The 16426-nt window shown below is 74.5% G+C and carries 14 protein-coding genes; 7 read left to right on the plus strand and 7 right to left on the minus strand.

What is annotated here, in order from left to right; all coding sequences use genetic code 11:
- Positions 1-33: 33 nt before the first annotated feature.
- Complete coding sequence (locus G339_RS0120210; RefSeq protein ID WP_019632887.1) at positions 34-2178, minus strand: glycosyltransferase family protein; 2145 nt, start codon at positions 2176-2178, stop codon at positions 34-36.
- The gene (locus G339_RS34645; protein WP_157407911.1) at positions 2175-2903 is read right to left on the minus strand and encodes a hypothetical protein; all 729 of its coding nucleotides are present in this window, start codon (positions 2901-2903) and stop codon (positions 2175-2177) included. Before G339_RS34645 ends, G339_RS0120210 begins: the two co-directional genes overlap by 4 nt.
- A 316-nt stretch (positions 2904-3219) precedes the next feature.
- Between G339_RS34645 and G339_RS0120220 the strand changes: the two genes are divergently transcribed.
- Positions 3220-4923 carry a glycosyltransferase family 4 protein gene (locus tag G339_RS0120220; RefSeq protein ID WP_026341616.1) on the plus strand — a complete coding sequence of 568 codons (1704 nt, stop codon included), beginning with the start codon at positions 3220-3222 and terminating at the stop codon, positions 4921-4923.
- Positions 4924-4982: 59 nt separating this feature from the next.
- On the opposite strand, the gene G339_RS0120225 is transcribed toward G339_RS0120220, so the two are convergent.
- Positions 4983-5711 (minus strand): SDR family NAD(P)-dependent oxidoreductase, encoded by a 729-nt coding sequence (locus tag G339_RS0120225; protein WP_019632890.1) that lies wholly within the window; start codon positions 5709-5711, stop codon positions 4983-4985.
- A 103-nt stretch (positions 5712-5814) separates the two neighbouring features.
- Here G339_RS0120225 and G339_RS0120230 point away from each other — a divergent pair, with 103 nt between their 5' ends.
- Positions 5815-6684: a helix-turn-helix transcriptional regulator gene (locus G339_RS0120230; RefSeq protein ID WP_019632891.1), complete on the plus strand. Its 870-nt coding sequence runs from the start codon at positions 5815-5817 to the stop codon at positions 6682-6684.
- Positions 6685-6743: 59 nt separating this feature from the next.
- Here the strand turns inward: G339_RS0120230 and G339_RS0120235 are convergent, their stop codons facing one another.
- The gene (locus tag G339_RS0120235; RefSeq protein WP_019632892.1) at positions 6744-7106 is read right to left on the minus strand and encodes a winged helix-turn-helix transcriptional regulator; all 363 of its coding nucleotides are present in this window, start codon (positions 7104-7106) and stop codon (positions 6744-6746) included.
- Positions 7107-7211: 105 nt separating this feature from the next.
- Here G339_RS0120235 and G339_RS0120240 point away from each other — a divergent pair, with 105 nt between their 5' ends.
- On the plus strand, positions 7212-8024 hold the full coding sequence (locus G339_RS0120240; RefSeq protein WP_019632893.1) for an SDR family oxidoreductase: 813 nt from the start codon (positions 7212-7214) through the stop codon (positions 8022-8024).
- Positions 8025-8259: 235 nt separating this feature from the next.
- On the opposite strand, the gene G339_RS0120245 is transcribed toward G339_RS0120240, so the two are convergent.
- Positions 8260-8574 carry a hypothetical protein gene (locus G339_RS0120245; protein WP_019632894.1) on the minus strand — a complete coding sequence of 105 codons (315 nt, stop codon included), beginning with the start codon at positions 8572-8574 and terminating at the stop codon, positions 8260-8262.
- A 1030-nt stretch (positions 8575-9604) separates the two neighbouring features.
- On the minus strand, positions 9605-10420 hold the full coding sequence (locus G339_RS36970) for a hypothetical protein (RefSeq protein WP_157407912.1): 816 nt from the start codon (positions 10418-10420) through the stop codon (positions 9605-9607).
- 99 nt (positions 10421-10519) lie between these two features.
- Between G339_RS36970 and G339_RS0120255 the strand changes: the two genes are divergently transcribed.
- The 4 genes from G339_RS0120255 to G339_RS0120270 all read left to right on the plus strand — a co-directional run bounded on the left by G339_RS0120255 (position 10520) and on the right by G339_RS0120270 (position 16075).
- Entirely contained in the window at positions 10520-11278 is a 759-nt protein-coding gene (locus tag G339_RS0120255) for an SDR family NAD(P)-dependent oxidoreductase (RefSeq protein ID WP_019632896.1), read from the plus strand.
- 35 nt (positions 11279-11313) lie between these two features.
- A complete protein-coding gene (locus tag G339_RS0120260) occupies positions 11314-11679 on the plus strand; it encodes a MerR family transcriptional regulator (protein WP_019632897.1) in 366 nt (121 codons plus the stop codon).
- A 270-nt stretch (positions 11680-11949) separates the two neighbouring features.
- On the plus strand, positions 11950-14931 hold the full coding sequence (locus tag G339_RS0120265) for a hypothetical protein (RefSeq protein ID WP_026341618.1): 2982 nt from the start codon (positions 11950-11952) through the stop codon (positions 14929-14931).
- A 187-nt stretch (positions 14932-15118) separates the two neighbouring features.
- Positions 15119-16075, plus strand: a complete 957-nt coding sequence (locus G339_RS0120270; RefSeq protein ID WP_026341619.1) for a DUF6177 family protein — start codon at positions 15119-15121, stop codon at positions 16073-16075.
- Here G339_RS0120270 and G339_RS0120275 read toward each other — a convergent pair.
- Complete coding sequence (locus G339_RS0120275; protein ID WP_019632899.1) at positions 16072-16425, minus strand: hypothetical protein; 354 nt, start codon at positions 16423-16425, stop codon at positions 16072-16074. The two genes, G339_RS0120270 and G339_RS0120275, sit on opposite strands and share 4 nt — an antisense overlap.
- Between the last annotated feature and the right edge of the window lies 1 nt (position 16426).

A 16426-nucleotide genomic window follows, 5' to 3' on the forward strand; every position in this document is an offset into this window, starting at 1 on the left:
GACACGCCCGGTTTCAAGGTTGGCCGGATGCGGTCACGCGCCGCGCACGAGTTCCTCCCACGCGGCGCACACCTCGGGCAGCCCGCGCGCGTCGCGGGCCTGCGCCGCGCCGATGCGCCGCTCCTGCTCCCACCGGCCGCCGTTGACGATGACCTCGATCGCGTCGGCCATCTCGCCCGCGTCGCGGTGGATCCAGCGCCGGTCGTAGACGGTGTCGGCGCCCGGCCGGTCCCGCACGACGGCCACCGCGCCGGACGCCATGCCGGCGAGGGGCGCGGCGCGGACGTCCTCGGCGTCGGCGGTGGACAGCACGAACCCGACGCGGCGCAGCCAGACGGCGGTGTCGCGGCCGGGCTCGTCGAACACGACGCCGTCCGCGAGCGACGGCGACGCGGCCAGGCGGCGGAACAGCAGCTCGTAGTGCGCGCGCTCGTCCGGCCGCGCCCAGACGCGCGGGTCCTCCCAGGGCAGCCGCGTCCGCACGAACAGGGTGTAGCGCGGGTCGCGGCGGCGCAGTTCCTCGACGACGTCCGCGGCGAGATCGAGGCGCTCGCCGGACGGGATCGCGCCGATCAGGCCCAGGTGGTACTCCGCGCCGGGCAGTTTGGGCCGGTCGAGGTCGGCGGCGTCCACCGCCTCCGGGATGACGACGGTCCGCGCGGCGGGCCAGCCGGTGGCCGCGGCGCGAGCGGCGTGGTGCGGGCCTGGGACGACGACGCGGTCCGCAGCTACGACGTCGCCGCCGGGCTCGAGCCGGCGCGGCCGGACGATGATCCGCTGCCGCGCTCGCCGCCGCCGCGCGTACCAGGCGGCGGTCGGGCCGGACCGCTCGCAGACGACGACGTCGGCCCACGCGACGAGATCCGCGCTGCGCTGCTCGTCGTGCGCGGTCGGGCTCGGCCAGCGGTCGACGCGGACCTCCACGCCCGGCAGCGCCGCCAGGTGGCGCAGCACCGGCGCGAACGCCGCCAGGTCATGCCCGGCGACGACGAGCCGGAGCGCCCGCGCGGACTGCGGGACGGTCGGCACCGGGAACGCCTTCGCGAGCGCCGTGCGCAGCCGGTCGGCGGCCCGGTCGAGGCCGAAGTCGGCGGCGGCCGCGCGGCAGCGGGCGGCGGCGAGCGCGTAAACGGCGGGTTCGCGGGCTGCGCGGCGCAGCGCCGACACGGCGTCGTCCTCGGTGGCGGCGAACAGCGGGTAGTCGGCGCCGAGCAGCGCCTCGTGCGCCGGGGTCCGGTTGAGCAGGACGGGCAGGCCGAGCGCGCCGAACTCCGGCAGCGTGGCGGACGGCTCGGGGTCGGCGGCCCGGTCCGGCGCGCGCCACGCCAGCCCGACGTCGGCGTCCGCCGCGAGCGTCAGCGCGGCGTCGCGGGCGTGGCCGCCGTACCGGACGACGCCGGACGCGTGGTCGAGGGCGCGGCGGACCCGGTCGGCGAGTTCGGCGTCGTCGTCCTCGAACGCGTCGCCGACCAGGTGGAGTTCGGCGGGGACGTCCTCGGCGGCGAGCCGCGCGGGTAGCCGCGCCATCTCCGGGACGTTACGGCCCGCCGCGAGCCGTCCCGTGTGGACGAGCCGCAGCGGGGAGAGCGCGACGGTGCGCGGCGGCGCGTCCGGCACGGGCGGCACGGCTGTGGGCGGCAGCAGGACGGTCTTCCCGCAGGCGTCGGGAACCGCCTGCTCCAGCAGGCAGCGCGCGTCCTCCGACGGGCACAGCAGCACGGGCGCGGCGCGCGCGATCCGCCGCAGCTCGCCCTGAACGCGCGGCGTGAACCCGTCCAGGTTCCACGGGAGGTCCGCCAGGTACGGCCAGAGCCGTCCGCGCAGCGCACCGTCGTCGGCGAGCGCCGCCGCGACGGCCCGGCCGCGCACGAGCAGGAGGTCGTGCGGATGGTCGCCGTCGATGCGCGCGAGGACGCGGTGCGCCGCCGCGACGGTCAGCGGCGCGTCGCCCTCGACCAGGCCCTCGGCGTGCGGGTGCCGGACCGTGACGCCGTCGAGCGCGGTGAGCGCGTCCACGAGCCGCCCGGTGCGCGCGGGCGCGGCGAGGACGAGCGTCACGTGGCAGTCCGCCGCGTGCAGCGCCCGGACGGCGGTCTCCGCCCAGGCGGACGCGCCGCCGGTCCGGTCGAGCGGCGCGGCGGCGTGGACGAGCGCCCGGCGGGGCCGCGCCGCCCTCACCGGGCGCTCCTCGCGAGGGCGTCGAGATCTGCGGGGCCGACCGGCGCATCGGCGGGGCCGTCCACGACCGAGTCCCAGCCGAGCGCGGCCAGGCCGGGCGCGGTGGGCGCGTTCCGCCACAGCACGAGGGGCCGCCGCAGCGTCCGCGCCGCGTCGCGCACGGCGCGCAGCGCGCGCTGCCGGTCCAGGGCGGCCGGTTCTCCGAGGTAGGCCCACGGGTGTCCGGCGGCGCACGCCGCCGCCTCGAAGACCACGAGGTCGGGGTCCGTCTGGTCGACGGCGACGGCCGCGTCGAACGGCCGCAGCGCGACCAGGTGGGCGTGGTCGGCGAGCGCGGCGCGCGTCGCGGCGGTCAGCGCGCCCGCGACGACCGGCCGCCCGGTCGGCCGCAGCGACGCGCCGAACAGCAGCCGCTCGTCCGCGCCGACCTCGGTGCGATCGACGGGCCGGTCGGCCGAGCCGCCACCGGGCGGAACGCGCGGCGCGGCGGCGGCCGGGCCGCGCGTGCGCGCCATCCGGTACAGATCCCTCGGCAGGGCGATCAGCCCGGCCCCCGGCCGCCGCGCCGCAGCGGCAAGGCGCCGCCCCACGGCGAGCGACGTGGACGCCTCCAACGCGTCGAGCCGCGCCTCGGTGGCCCGCAACCGCCGTTCTCGTTCCCGCAGCTCCCGCTCACGGGCCCGCAACCGAGCCCGCAGCCGCAGGACCTCGTCCTCCGCCGTCACGCCGCCGCTCCCAACACGGCGTCATCGGAGCCGATGCCGTCCCGCCGGAAGTCGTCCGCGGGCTCGCGGCGGGTGACGGGCAGGTGAATTCTCGGCGACGCGCAAGGACGTCCCCGGGTGCGCGAGACGCGGTGCGGCAACCGTCCCGTCACCGCTCTGTCGCCGCCCCGCCGCGGAGGCGTCGCCCCTCGTTCACCCTGGCGCGTTCCGGCGGCGCGCGGACCCGGATCGGCGCCCGCGACCGCGCGGCGCCCTCCCCCCGGCGACGGGACGGACGTCGGCATCGTGCCTCCGGTGTCTGGTGTACTGAGGGCCTATGTCCTGGGCAAAGGCGGTTCTGCTCGCCCCGCAGGTGGCCGTGCGGCACGCCCGCACGGAGCCGGCGCGGACGCCGCTCCTCGCGCTGCGCGTCCTGCCGGCACCGGTTCGACGGATGATGCGCGGAATGCTACTGCGTGCCGGACCTGTCCCGAGTGCGTACGGCCGGTGGGACGAGGGCCGCCGCGACGACGCGCTCACGACGGTCGCCCGCGCCGCCGCCGGGGCGCGGCCCCGCCGGATGCGGCGGCTCGCCGCGTTCACCGTCGCCGTGGAGCGGCCCGACGCCGCCCGTCCGCTGCTCGAACGGCTGCCCGCGCCCGACCGCGCCCGGCTCGACGCGCTCCTCGCCGCCAAGGAAGGTCGGCTGCGCGCCGCCGTCGCCGCGGCCGAGACCGGCGCGCCCACCCGGCTCCGCCGCGACCTGCGCGGCCGCCTGGACGCCCTGACCTGGACGCCGCCCGCCGCACCGCGCCGCGCGCCGGACCGTGGCACGCCCGGCCGGGTCCTGCACATCGTCACCAACGCGCTGCCGACGACCAACGCCGGATACACCGTGCGCACCCACCGCCTCGCGACGGCCCAGCGCGCGGCGGGGCTGGACCCGCACGTCGTGACGCGGCTCGGCTTCCCCGTCGCGCAGGGCGCCCGCGACCCGCGCCCGCTCGTGGCGGTGGACGACGTCCCGTACCACCGGCTGATCCCGTGGCGGCTGCCGCCCGCCGGACGCGCCGCGCTCGACGCCAACATCGACGCGGCGTCCGCGCTGGTGGAACACCTGCGGCCCGCTGTCCTGCACGCCGCGAGCAACCACGTCAACGCGCAGATCGCGCTCGCCCTGCGCGCCCGGCACGGCATCCCGGTCGTGTACGAGGTGCGCGGCTTCCTGGAGGAGTCCTGGCTGTCGCGGGACGCCTCCCGCGACCCCGACCGCGACTTCTACCGGCTCAGCCGCGACCTGGAGACGGCGTGCATGGCCGCCGCCGACCTGGTCGTGACGCTCGGCGCGGCGATGCGCGACGAGATCACCGCGCGCGGCGTCCCCGCCGACCGGGTCGTCGTCATCCCCAACGGCGTGGACGAGGCGTTCCTGCGGCCACTGCCGGACGGCTCCGCTCGCCGCGCCGCACTCGGCATCGCGCCGGACGAGGCCGTCGTCGGCACCACCACGAGCTTCTACGGCTACGAGGGCCTGGACGTCCTCCTGGACGCGGCCGCCCTGCTGCGCGACGCGGGCCGTCCCGTGCGGTTGCTGCTCGTCGGGGACGGGCCCGAGCGCGCCGCACTGGAACGCCGCGCCGCCGACCTCGGACTCGACGCGGTCTTCCCCGGCCGCGTCCCCGCCGACGACGTCCGCGAGTACCACGCGGTCCTCGACGTGTTCGCCGTCCCGCGCCGCGACGAGCGCGTGTGCCGCCTGGTGACGCCGCTGAAACCGCTTGAGGCGATGGCCGGCGGCGTCCCGGTCGTCGCCAGCGACCTGCCCGCCCTGCGCGAGGTCGTCGCCCCCGGCGAACGCGGAACGCTCGCCCCGCCGAACGACCCGGCGACCCTGGCCACCGCCCTGCGCACGGCCCTGGACGACCCGGACACCGCACGCCTGCGCAAAGAGGCCCGCGCCTGGGTCCGCACGGACCGGACGTGGTCGGCGGGCGTCGCCCGCATCCGTGAGGCGTACGAGTCCCTCGGCGTCCCCTGCTGAAGCGCACAGGCGAGACGACCGTCTGTCCCTGCCGCACTACGGATTCCGCCCGCCACGCGTCACCAGGGATAGACGCCACCGTTCTCATCGCAGAACACGCCGGTCCGCGTCTCCTCAAGAGCGGCGCGGGCGATCCGAGCACCGCCCTCGGCGGCGCTGTCACGGCCCCGATGGTGGTTGAGGTCCGTCGCGCAGAAGCCCGGCGACAGCGCGTTCACGCGGATGCCCTCGCCGCGCAGCTCGTCCGCGAAGATCAGCGTGACGGCGTTCAACGCGGCCTTGGACGAGTTGTAGCCGATCAGATGCGCGTAGGGGCGCAGTTCCTCGTCCGGCGCGCTGAGGAACGAGATCGCCCCGAGTCCGCTCGTGACGTTCCCGATGACAGCCTCCCGTCCACGGCGCAGCAGCGGCAGCATCGCGTTCGTCACCGTGACGACGCCGAACACGTTGGTCTCGTAGATCGCACGCAGATCGTCGAGGGACTGCGCGGTCGGCGGGCTCGGGTGCGGCCGGGTGATCCCGGCGTTGTTGATCAGAATGTCGAGGCGGCCGTGCTCAACCTCGATCAACCGCGCGGCGGCCTCGGCGGAACCGGGGTCCGTGACGTCGAGCCGGACGAACCGAACGTCCAAGCCCTCGCCAGCGAGCGTGTCCGCCGCCGCCTGGCCCCGCGTCTCATCCCGCGCCCCGAGCAGCACGGTGTGCCCGCGTCGGCCCAGCTCACGGGCCGCCGCGAAGCCGATGCCCTTGTTCGCGCCGGTGATCAGCACGATCTTGTTCGTCGTCATGGCGTCCACCTTCGACGGCGGCGGAACGTCCCGATAGAGACCTTCTGAGCCTGGGATCGGCGGTCCTCTGTTCGCACCGCACGCCGCGCGGCATCCTGGCCTGGTGAACGAGGAGTCGCGGGCGGAACTGGCCGCCTTTCTGCGCCGATGGCGGGCGCGCGTACGTCCGTCCGACGTCGGCCTGGACGCCGGACCACGGCGGCGCGTTCCCGGGCTGCGCCGCCAGGAGGTCGCGCAGCTCGCCGCGATGTCCGTGGACTACTACACGCGCCTCGAACAGGGACGCGGGCCGCGCCCGTCCCGCCAGACGCTCACCGCCGTCGCGCGGGCGCTGCGCCTGTCGGACGACGAGCGCTCGTACCTGTTCCACCTCACGGGCGAGTTCCCCGGCCCGCCGCCCGGGCCGGTGCGCGACGTGCGGCCCGGCGTCCTGCACCTGCTCGATCGCCTCGACGACACGCCCGCGCTGGTCTGCGACGCGGTCTACGACGTCCTCGCCTGGAACCCGATGGCCGCGGCGCTGCTCGGCGGTCTCGTCGCGCTGCCGCCGGACGAGCGCAACGTCGTCTGGCGGTTCTTCACCGACCCCGCCGTCCGCGACCGGCACGACCCGGCCGGCGCCGAGCGGTTCGCCCGCGAGTCCGTCGCGGATCTGCGCGCGGCGGCGGCCCGGTACCCGTCCGCGCCGCGCGTGCAGGGTCTCGTGCGGCGGCTGCGCGCGAGGAGCGGCGAATTCCGGACGCTGTGGGACGCGGGCGACGTGCGGGTGCGCCGCTCCACGGCGAAGCGCCTCCGTCACCCCGTGGTCGGCTGGCTCGACCTGGACTGCGAGGCCCTGCACGACCCCGTCCGCGACCAGTGGGTCATCCTCTACACGGCCGCGCCGGGCACTCCGTCGCACGAGGCGCTGAAATTGCTGAAGGTGGTCGGGACGCAGTCATTGGCTCCCGACGACCGAACGCCGCAGCGATAGCCCTCACGGCGCAACGCGCACGTCTTGGGGACGAGCCCTTTCCTGGGCGTCCGCAGGGGTCAGGGCCGCGCGTCGTAGACCTGCCGAGCGTGATCCACCTTGTCCATGTTCGAGGAGCCCCATTCGGCGAGGGAGGCGAACAGCGGCGCGAGGCTCCGGCCGAGGTCACTGATCTCGTACTCGACGCGCGGCGGAACCTCCGGATGGTACGTCCGCACGACGAGGCCGTCGCGTTCGAGCTGGCGGAGCCGCTGAGTGAGCACCTTCGGCGTGATCACGCCGATGCGCCGCTCCAGCTCCACGAACCGCTGGCGGCCGAACTCGTGCAGCGCCCACAGGATCGGTGTCGTCCACCGACTGAACACCAGGTCCACGACGGGCGCGATGGGGCAGGCCACGGCGGGGTCGTCCGTCTTCTCCATCGGATAGCCACTTTCCTCTAGGTACCTACTATCCCGAGGATGTTAGCTTCGGCGAGCCGTCGCCGCGAGACCCGATTCGCGGGACGAATTCCTTGGAGTTCACTGATGATCGTTGTGACCGGAGCTACCGGAAACGTCGGCCGTTCTCTCGTCCGGACGCTGCTCGCCGCTGGCGAGAAGGTGACCGCCGTGTCCCGCACCGCTGAAGACCCGCGCCACCGCGCCGACCTCGCAGCACCGGAAACCCTTCGACCCGTCCTGGACGGCGCGGACGCGCTGTTCCTGCTCGTGCCCGCGCCGACCCTGGAAGCCTCCGCCGTGATCGAGGCGGTGGCCGCCTCGGGCGTGCGGCGCGTCGTGCTGATGTCGTCGCTCGGCGCGCGGACCCGACCGTCCTCGCCGTCGCATGCTCCGCTGCGCGCCGTCGAGGACGAGTTGCGCGCCACCGACCTGGACTGGACGGTCCTGCGGCCCGGCGGCTTCCAGTCGAACGCGTTCGCCTGGGCCGCGTCGGTCCGCGAGTCCCGGACGATCTCCGCGCCGTTCGCGGACGTGGCGCTCCCCCACATCCACCCCATCGACATCGCCGACGTAGCCGCGGCTTCGCTGCTCGACCCGTCCCACATCGGCAAGACCTACGAGCTGACCGGCCCTGAGCCGCTCACCCCGCGCGCCCAGGCCGCGATCCTCGCCGACGTCCTCGGCGAACCGATCGCCTTCTCCGAGCAGACCCGCGAGGAGGCCCACGCGCAGATGCTGACGTTCATGCCGGCGCCGTTCGTAGACGGGACTCTCGACATCATCGGCTCCCCGACCGACGAGGAGCGCCGCGTCAGCCCCGACTCCGCGGCACTCCTACCGCACCCGCCGCGCACGTTCGCGGACTGGGCCCGCGAGAACGCCGCCGCGTTCCGCTGATGGTCGAGAACCCGCACCCCACCCCGGTGCGGGTTCTCGACGTGCATCCTGCCGCGAACCCCATACGGCGGCCATAAAAGCGCATTCCGGCCGCTGGCCGGGCCGCCGACTTCCTTCCGGCGAAGCGGCCCCGGCGGGACTTCCTGGCTCGCCTCGACGTCGAGGACACCGCCGACGAGCGGTCAGGCCGCTCAGGTTTTCGAACCGTACGAATGCTCGACATTCGGCAAACGTGTCAGCGTGGCTCGTGCAGGGCGTCGTACAACGTCCGGGCGGCTCGGGCGGGCCGAGTGACGGCGCCGACCGCCCGCAGCCCCTCCACCGTCGCGAACCAGACCGCCACGCTGTCGGCCGTCACCGTGACCTCCTGCGACCGCCATCGGCCGTGCCGGCTCCCGTGCAGCGCGACCGGCGCGACGTACAACACCGCCATCTCCGCGCGGACGACGACACCGCACCGCGCCCCCAGCTCGCGCAACGCGTCCGCGAGCGTTTCCAGCGCTTCGCGCGCGAACTCCGCCGGCACGACGACCGGCCGCAGCACCCCCATGCCTTACCCCTTCACCCGGGCACCGTCGCGAGCACTTCGCCGCCAGCGACCCTGCCGAGCCGACACCGCAACACGGCAAACCGCGTTCCCCGACGTGCGACCATGCCGCCCCGCACCATCTTCCCCTTGCTGGCCACCGTGCCGCTTCCCTCGGCGATCACCGCTTTCCGCCCTTTCTTGAACACCCGCACCACGCGCTCTGCTGAACGCCGCGCTGCGGGCCCTCCGCCGAACACCGTGCGCCCGCCGCCAAGCGCGAGCCGATTCTCCGGCTACCCGCCTCGACGGCCGATGCCGCGCGCACCAAGCGAGCAACGACGAGCCATTGCCACCCGCGCGCCCACGCGATCCCCTCGACGATCCCGCACCAGCCATTCGACGCGTAGCCGCTTCGCGACACATAGCGGCCATCCAACGTGCGGTCGCTGCTGAACGCACGCTGATCATCCAGTACGCCGTTGCCACCCGACCCGCGGTCGTCATCCAACGTGCGGGAGCGGAGCCGAGGCAGCGGGCATCCTCGCGCATTGAGTAAAAACGTCCGTCTGATCGGTCAGTCATATCCTTCGCGCTTCTTCGTGGGGCGGCGGCTCGGCGTGGCCCCGAGGATGCCGCGCGAGGCATCACGCGGGACCACAAAACGATCATGCCCTTCCGGCCGTCTCCGCACTCGCACGTGGCGCATCCAACCGCACGCCGCCGCAGGAAACTCTTGCGACTGACCGACTGCGAAGACGAACCACGAGCGAGGAGTTATCCGCCATGAACCGTCCTCTCGTGTGGACTCGGTCGGCGTCGTCTCCAACGCCACGGTGTTCGTCGGAGAAGTCTCGTCATTGCGGATCGGGCCAGGTGGGCGACATCGATAGCCGCCAACATCGACACGCTCACGGCTTCTTCGATGGCCCAATCGCCACAGCGAGCCGCAGTCAATGGCAACCGTCGCGAACGCCCTGCCTTCATGGCCCGGGTGCGAACTGACCGCCCGGGCCTCACCGAGGCTGCCGGAGCCCGCAGGCTCAAGTCACCGTCATCCGCGCTTGCGCTTCCCCGTGCCGTTCTTCGGCCGCCTTTCTCCACGCGGCGTCTCGGGCTTTCCTCCAGCAGCTCCCGCCTGGCGGAAGCGCGGCGGTTCGAACCTCACGCCGTCCACGACGGTCGCGGCGGCACCGAACCACGGCTGCCAGACCGGGCTGGTGACCAGCCTCAGCTTCGTCGGACGCGGCTCCGTCGCAGCAGCAGCCGTTCGAGCGGTCCTCTTCGAGTCCGCTTTCGATACGTCGAACTGCTCCGCTTCCCGTCCCGCCGGAGCGGAGCCGGCGAGCGCCAGTTCCGGTGAGGTCCCGTCCGTCCGAACGGCGTCGGTCTGAGCCGGGTTCGCCGCCGCTTCTCTCATCGGTCCAGACCCGTTCGTCGCCGCAGCTCCGCTCGTGGGCGCGGTCTCCGCGAGGACGTCGGCCCCGGGGGCGTTCGACACGACAGGCTCCTCGACCGGCCTGACCACGATCGGTGCGCAGTCCCCGGTCCCGTGGAAGTGCTCCACCAGCCTCACGACCTGGCACGCGGGATACGCGATGCCGCGAAGCGGCCTTCCCTGACGATTCACCTCCCTGACGCGCACGATCCCGTTTTCCGTGACCATCTCGACGCACCGTCCCGCCCGATCAGCCGACACGACGCACGTCTCCGCGCGCCCATCCAGCCCGACCGCAACGATCTCGACCCGGTCTCCACGCATGAACTTTCCGCCCTTCCTCAACGAGTGGACCTCAAGTACACGCACCCCGCGGCGACCGCCGCACCACGCTCCACAGCCTGTGGATAACTTCCTCGTCGACCAGTCCATCCGCCCTGGTCAGAGGCACGAGCATTGGCAGAGACCGCAGCGCTCCAAACGACGTCTACTTGACCTTGCCGCTGGCGGCAGGGTTGAACGATGGCGCACATGAACGCCACCACGTCAACGAACGGCCGGATCGTCGTCGTCACCGGGGCCGGAACGGGTATCGGCCGATCCACCGCCCGAGCCTTCGCCGCCGAGGGAGCGCATGTCATCGCCATCGGACGGCGCGTCGGACCGCTCGCAGAGACCGCCGCCGGAAACAGCCGAATCACCCCGCTTGCGGCCGATATCACCGAAGATGGCGAACCCCAGCGGATCATCGACGCCGTCGCGGCGATGCACGGGCGCTTGGACGTCCTCGTCAACAACGCGGGCATCGTCCGCAGCGGGGCGCTCGGGACGCTCGACCCGAAGGCGATCAGCGAACAGCTCGCCACCAACCTCGTCGCCCCGGCGCTGCTCACCCAGCATGCGCTTCCGCTCCTGGAGACGTCGCGCGGCGTCATCGTGAACGTCAGCACCACGGTGGGACAGCGGGCCTGGCCGGGCAGCTCGATCTACGCGGCCACAAAAGCGGCCCTCGAAGTACTGACCCGCAGTTGGGCGGTCGAGCTGGCACCGCGCGGCGTCCGCGTCGTCGCGGTCGCGCCCGGCGCGATCGACACCCCCATCGGCGAGCACCAGGGCCTCACGCCCGAGCGGTTGGCGGCCGTCCGGGAATGGCAGCTCGCGCGCACCCGGCTCGGCCGGATCGGCCGCCCCGAGGAGGTCGCGTGGGCGATCACCCGGCTCGCGGAGCCGGCGGCGTCGTTCATCACCGGGGTCGTGCTTCCGGTCGACGGTGGGGCGCTCGTCGCGTGAGCCGCGTGATAGGAGTGGCGCGGGAGGTGACGCGTATGCGCATCGGTGAACTGGCCGAGGCGACCGGAACGACCGCCCGCGCCCTCCGTCACTACGAGGAAGCCGGGCTGATCTCGTCGGAGCGCGCCGCGAACGGCTACCGCGTCTACGACGAGGCCGCCGCCACGCGCGTCCGCAACATCCGTCATCTGCTCGCGGCGGGACTCACCCTGGACGACGTGCGCGTCTTCCTCCCCTGCCTGGACGGCGACATGACGACCGCCGAGCCCTCCAGCAGGGGCCTGCAGGTCGCACGGGACCGCCTCGCCGTCCTCAACGCGCGCATCGCCGCACAGACGGAGATCCGCGACCGCTTGGCTTCCGCACTCCGGGAGTCGACCAAGATCCGACCTGTCGCCTGACCCGAGCCGCCGAACCGGCGCTACAGGGACGTATCCGCAAATCCAGCCGCGACGGGGTGGACATCAAGACGCACGAGCCCCAAGCCCTGACCCGGCGAGCAGCGCGAGCCCAACGGCACACAATCGCCACGAACAACCCCAATGGCGTCGTAATGGCCAGACGGCGCATCCGGTGACAGTGCGGGATCGCGGGCATGACGGGGAGCGAGGAACGCCGTAGGGTGCTTTGTGCCGTATTCAGGCTCCGACAGCACGCCTCGGAGGGGAAACGTGAGCGCGCCCGGGAACGACTCCGCGTCCGACGACGGCCAGGAGGACTGGCGGATCTCCAGCCCGCCGCCCCCGCCCTGGGCCGCGTCCGAGGCCGACGAGGACCCGCCGACCACCAAGGACGGTCCGCCGCGCGCGAACCCCGGACTCAGCGCCTACCCGCCGCCGCAGCCGGAGACGCGCGTCGGCGGGTTGAGCGCCGCGCCGCCCGGCAGTCCGAATCCTTCCGGCACGCCGTATCCGCCGAGCGGACCCAACTCCCCGGACTCGTCCAATACGCCAGGTCCGTCCGGTGGGGGTGGCACGCCGAGCACCGCGAGCGGACCCGGCACGCCGAGCGGGCCGCCCGCACCCCCTGCGCCGCCGTGGGCCGAGCAGACCATCACCGACGCCCCCGGGCATCAGCCGTTCAGCCCCCCGCCGCAGGTCCGGCAGCCGTGGGAGGCCGCGCCGCCCCCGCCGCGCGCGCCGCTCCAGCGGCGGCCCCCGGCGCAGGAGGGCGCGCACCAGCCGTTCAGCCCGCCGCCGCCCGTCCGGCAGCCGTGGGAGACCGGCGGCCCCGACGCCGGACCCCAGGTTCCGCAGCCCGCCGCGCCACCGCCGCCGCTGCGTGACGAGCCGTGGCTGCGTCCTGACGGGAGTAAGCCGCGGCGCGGCCCCGGCGGACGCAAGGGGATCATCGTCGGCGCGGCCGTCGCCCTCGTCGCGGTCGGCGGCGCGGCCGCGTTCTTCGCACTGAACGGCGGCGGTGACGACGACGGCGGCGACGCCCCCGCCTCCCGCCTCGCCGACGACGTGTTCGGCACCGGCCCGCAGGCGTCGTTCGACAGCGTCCAGCAGTCCTTCGACGACGTCCGCTCGGACGGGGGGACGGCCGTCGCCGTGGGCACCGAGTGGGGCGGCGTCCTGCCGCGCGCCCGGTTCCTCACCTCCGACGACGGCGGCCGGTCATGGCGGACCGGGCAGGTGACCGCGCAGGGCGGCGGCGAGCCCTCGGGCGCGGCTCCGGTGCGCGTCGCGGGCGGGTCCGGCGCGTGGCTGGCGCTGTCCGGCGCGACCGAGCACATGGTGACGTGGACGAGCTCGAACGGCCACGACTGGACCGAGCACCCGGTCGCCGGCCCCGCGTTCGTCAAGGGCGACGTCGTGCAGGAGGCCGCCCGGACGTCGGACGGCTGGGTGGCCGTCGGCTACGCCGCTCCGAACGGCCCCCGGACGCCCGTGGTGTGGCGGTCGCCGGACGGCGCCGCGTGGGAGCGCGTGACGGCGCTGCCCGCCGGGTCCGGCGGGAAGGCGACGGAGCTGTGGGGCGTCGCGTCCGGCGGCGGCGTGGTCGTCGCGCGCGGGTCGGTGACGACCGTCCAGACGATCACGAAGAAGGCCAAGAAAGGCAAGAAGAAGAAGACCGAGAAGCGCACGGTCACCGGCGACGGCTTCTGGCGTTCACAGGACGGCGGCCGGACGTGGACGCAGGTCAACGTCCCGCAGGCGTCCGGCTCGACGGGCTTCGCACGCGGCATGGCGTTCTCCGGGGGCCGCTTCCAGGTGCTGCGGCAGGGCTCGGGCGGCGGCGACGGCATCCTGCTGGCGTCGCAGGACGGCACGACGTTCAGCGCCACCGGCAGGATCACCGCGCCGGGCGGCGCCTGGTTCAACCGGTTCACCGCGAACGCCCAGGGCCTCGTCGCGGCGGCCGGTCAGGGCTCTGCGCTTCTCGTCTTCCACAGCGGCAACGGGACGGCGTGGACGACGACCAATCTCGGCGACGCGCGCGGTCGCTCGCTGAACGCCGTCGCCCCGGCGGGCACGACGGGCGAGGTCATCGTGGGCTCGGTCAAGGGCGCCGACCGCAACTTCTACCTGGCGACGGTGGACGACGCGCGCGGCCCGCAGGAGGCCGACATCGGCCGGGTGGAGGGCGCGGTCAACCCGTACCGCTTCGTCGGCGGGCTGTCGGCCGGGAACGGTCGGCTCGTCGCGGTCGGCGGCACGTCCGGCGACGCCGCCGCCTGGTACTCGGCGGACGGCGGCGTCACCTGGCGGCGCGCGGGCGGCGACGGCCTGGACGGCGAGGGGCGGCAGACACTGCTGGACTCGGCGGCGGGGCCGGGCGGCTGGTTCGCGGTCGGCGACGACGCGGGCCGCCCGCTGCTCGCCACGTCGACGGACGGCATGACGTGGCGGCGCGTCACGGACCCGGCCTTCCAGACGAACCCGAACCTCGGCCTGAAGGCGGCGGCGGTGACGTCGGGCGCCCACGGCTGGGTCGCGGCCGGGACGTCCACCTGGCGCGGCAAGGACTCCGCCGTGGTGTGGACCTCGCCGGACGGCCGGACGTGGCGGCAGTCCAGCGACGGCGACCTCCACGAGTCGGGCAACGCGTGGCGGCGCATCGCGGACGTCACGGCGTCCCCGAACGGGTACGTCGCGGTCGGAACCGTCGCCGACCCCGCCGGGCAGGCGGGACAGCAGGAGCGGCCCGCGGTGTGGACGTCGGCGGACGGCGGCCAGTGGGCGCTGCAGAAGCTCCCGCTGCCCGCGGGCTCGCTGTCGGCGGTCCTGACCCGCGTGGCCGTGAAGGACTCGACGGTCGTCGCGGTCGGCACGGCGGCCCGTCAGGGCGCGTCCGTCGCGTTCGCCGTGCGGTCCACCGACGGCGGCCGGACCTGGAGCCCGGTCGACCTGCCCGGCCAGGACGGCCAGGACGACGCCGACCCGACCGCGCTCGACGTCACCACGACGTCGAAGGGCTTCGCGGTCACCGGCACGGCGGGCCGCGCCGCCGCGCACGACGTCCGGCTGTGGACGTCGCGGGACGGCGCGACGTGGACGACCGCCTCGCCCACCGGCCCGGGCCTGTCCGGCCCGGGCGCACAGCGCGTCACCGGCCTCATCGAGCAGGGCGGCCACCTCGTCGCGACGGGCGTCTCCGCCGGCTCCGCCGGGGAGAGCACCGTGCTGTGGCTCCCGCCGACGCCCTGACCGCACCCGGCCGGTTCCGGACGGCCGCGCGGGCGAGACGACACCGTCCGTCCGGCGGCTCGCGCCTGACCGGGCTCGGACTGCTCGCGCCGGTCGGACACGCCTTCGACGGCGGCTCCGACCGGCTGGCCGGAGCACCCCGGCCGTGGCCGTGGTTCTTTCAGACCAGCACTAGACTCGGGCGAAGATGAGCACCGTTGACGCACTGACCGGCCAGGCGATGGTCGTCCTGCAGGACCGTCCCCTCGTGGCGCTGAGCGCCTGGATCAGCGGCGCCCTGCGCGACTGCGAGGAGTCGGGGCGCACGCTGCAGCTCGTCACGCCGCTGGAGACGCGTTTGTCGCTGCCGCTGCGGTCGGTGACCGCCGGGGCGGCTGCGCAGTGGGTCGTGCGACACAACGACGGTTTCTACGAGGGGCTGTCCGGGCGTCCGCTGCAGTGGAACGGATCGACGTTCGTGCCCGTCCCGCAGGCGCGCGACTACGCGCCCGGCTTCACCACGGCGCCCGCCGCGCCGGTCGGCGCGCAGCTCGGGCTGACCTACCGCGTCCGGCACGACGCCGAGGGACTGCTCGGCGCGGCCGTGGACCGGCTGCTCCAGCTCCTCACCGGCAAGTGGCCCGCGGGCTGGGGTCCGGCCGAACCGCTGGAGAACCCGTGGCAGCCCGACCGCGTCACCGAGTACGCGCGCGGCCGCTCCACCGCCCGCATCATCGTCGGCGGCGACGGGCCGCGTCCCGCGCAGGCCGTCTGCGACTTCTCCACGGCGGGCGGCGGGGCCGTCGAGGAGTCCACGACCGTGACGGTCGGCTACGCCCCGCAGGACCCGCCGCCGCTCCAGCACCTCGGGTCGCTGATCGCCGCGATGGCCGCCGACCAGCCCCTCACGTCGATGTCCGTGCAGCTCACCCCGGGCCGCGCCGACCTCACCAGCGAGCCCCGCTGGATGGGTGCGGCGGCACCGGTCGCGATGGCCGTCGCGGGCAACGTCGCCGGACCGGCCGGAATCCCCGCGCAGCAGGTCGGCCCGGCGCGCGCGCCGATGACGCTGTTCACCGTGGGCGACGGCCGTTCAGCAGACGGCTGGCAGCGGCACCAGGCGCTCGTCCGCCACCTCCAGGCCGCCGGCTACGGCCACGCCTAGCTCTGCGGCGGGAACGGCGGCTGCCCCTGCTGCGGCGCCGGAGCCTGCGGCGTGAACCCGGGCTGCGGCGCGTTGGACTGGACGGCCTGCTGCGGCGGGACGAACGGCGGAACCGGGGCGGCCCGCGGCGGCTCGGGGGAACCGATCTTCGCCGACAGCGCGGCGACCATGAAACCCACGCCGGCGATGGCCGCCGCGATCACCAGGATGTGCAGTTCGGCGGTGCCCTCTGTCGTTCGGCTGTCCTTGTCGACGGTGATGACGCTGATCAGCTCCAGCCCCAGCGAACCGAACAGTGACACCAGCCCGAACAGCAACATCACGGCGTAGACGCCGCGCGAACTCTGCATC

Source organism: Actinomadura atramentaria DSM 43919 (genome assembly GCF_000381885.1).
Lineage (GTDB): Bacteria > Actinomycetota > Actinomycetes > Streptosporangiales > Streptosporangiaceae > Spirillospora > Spirillospora atramentaria.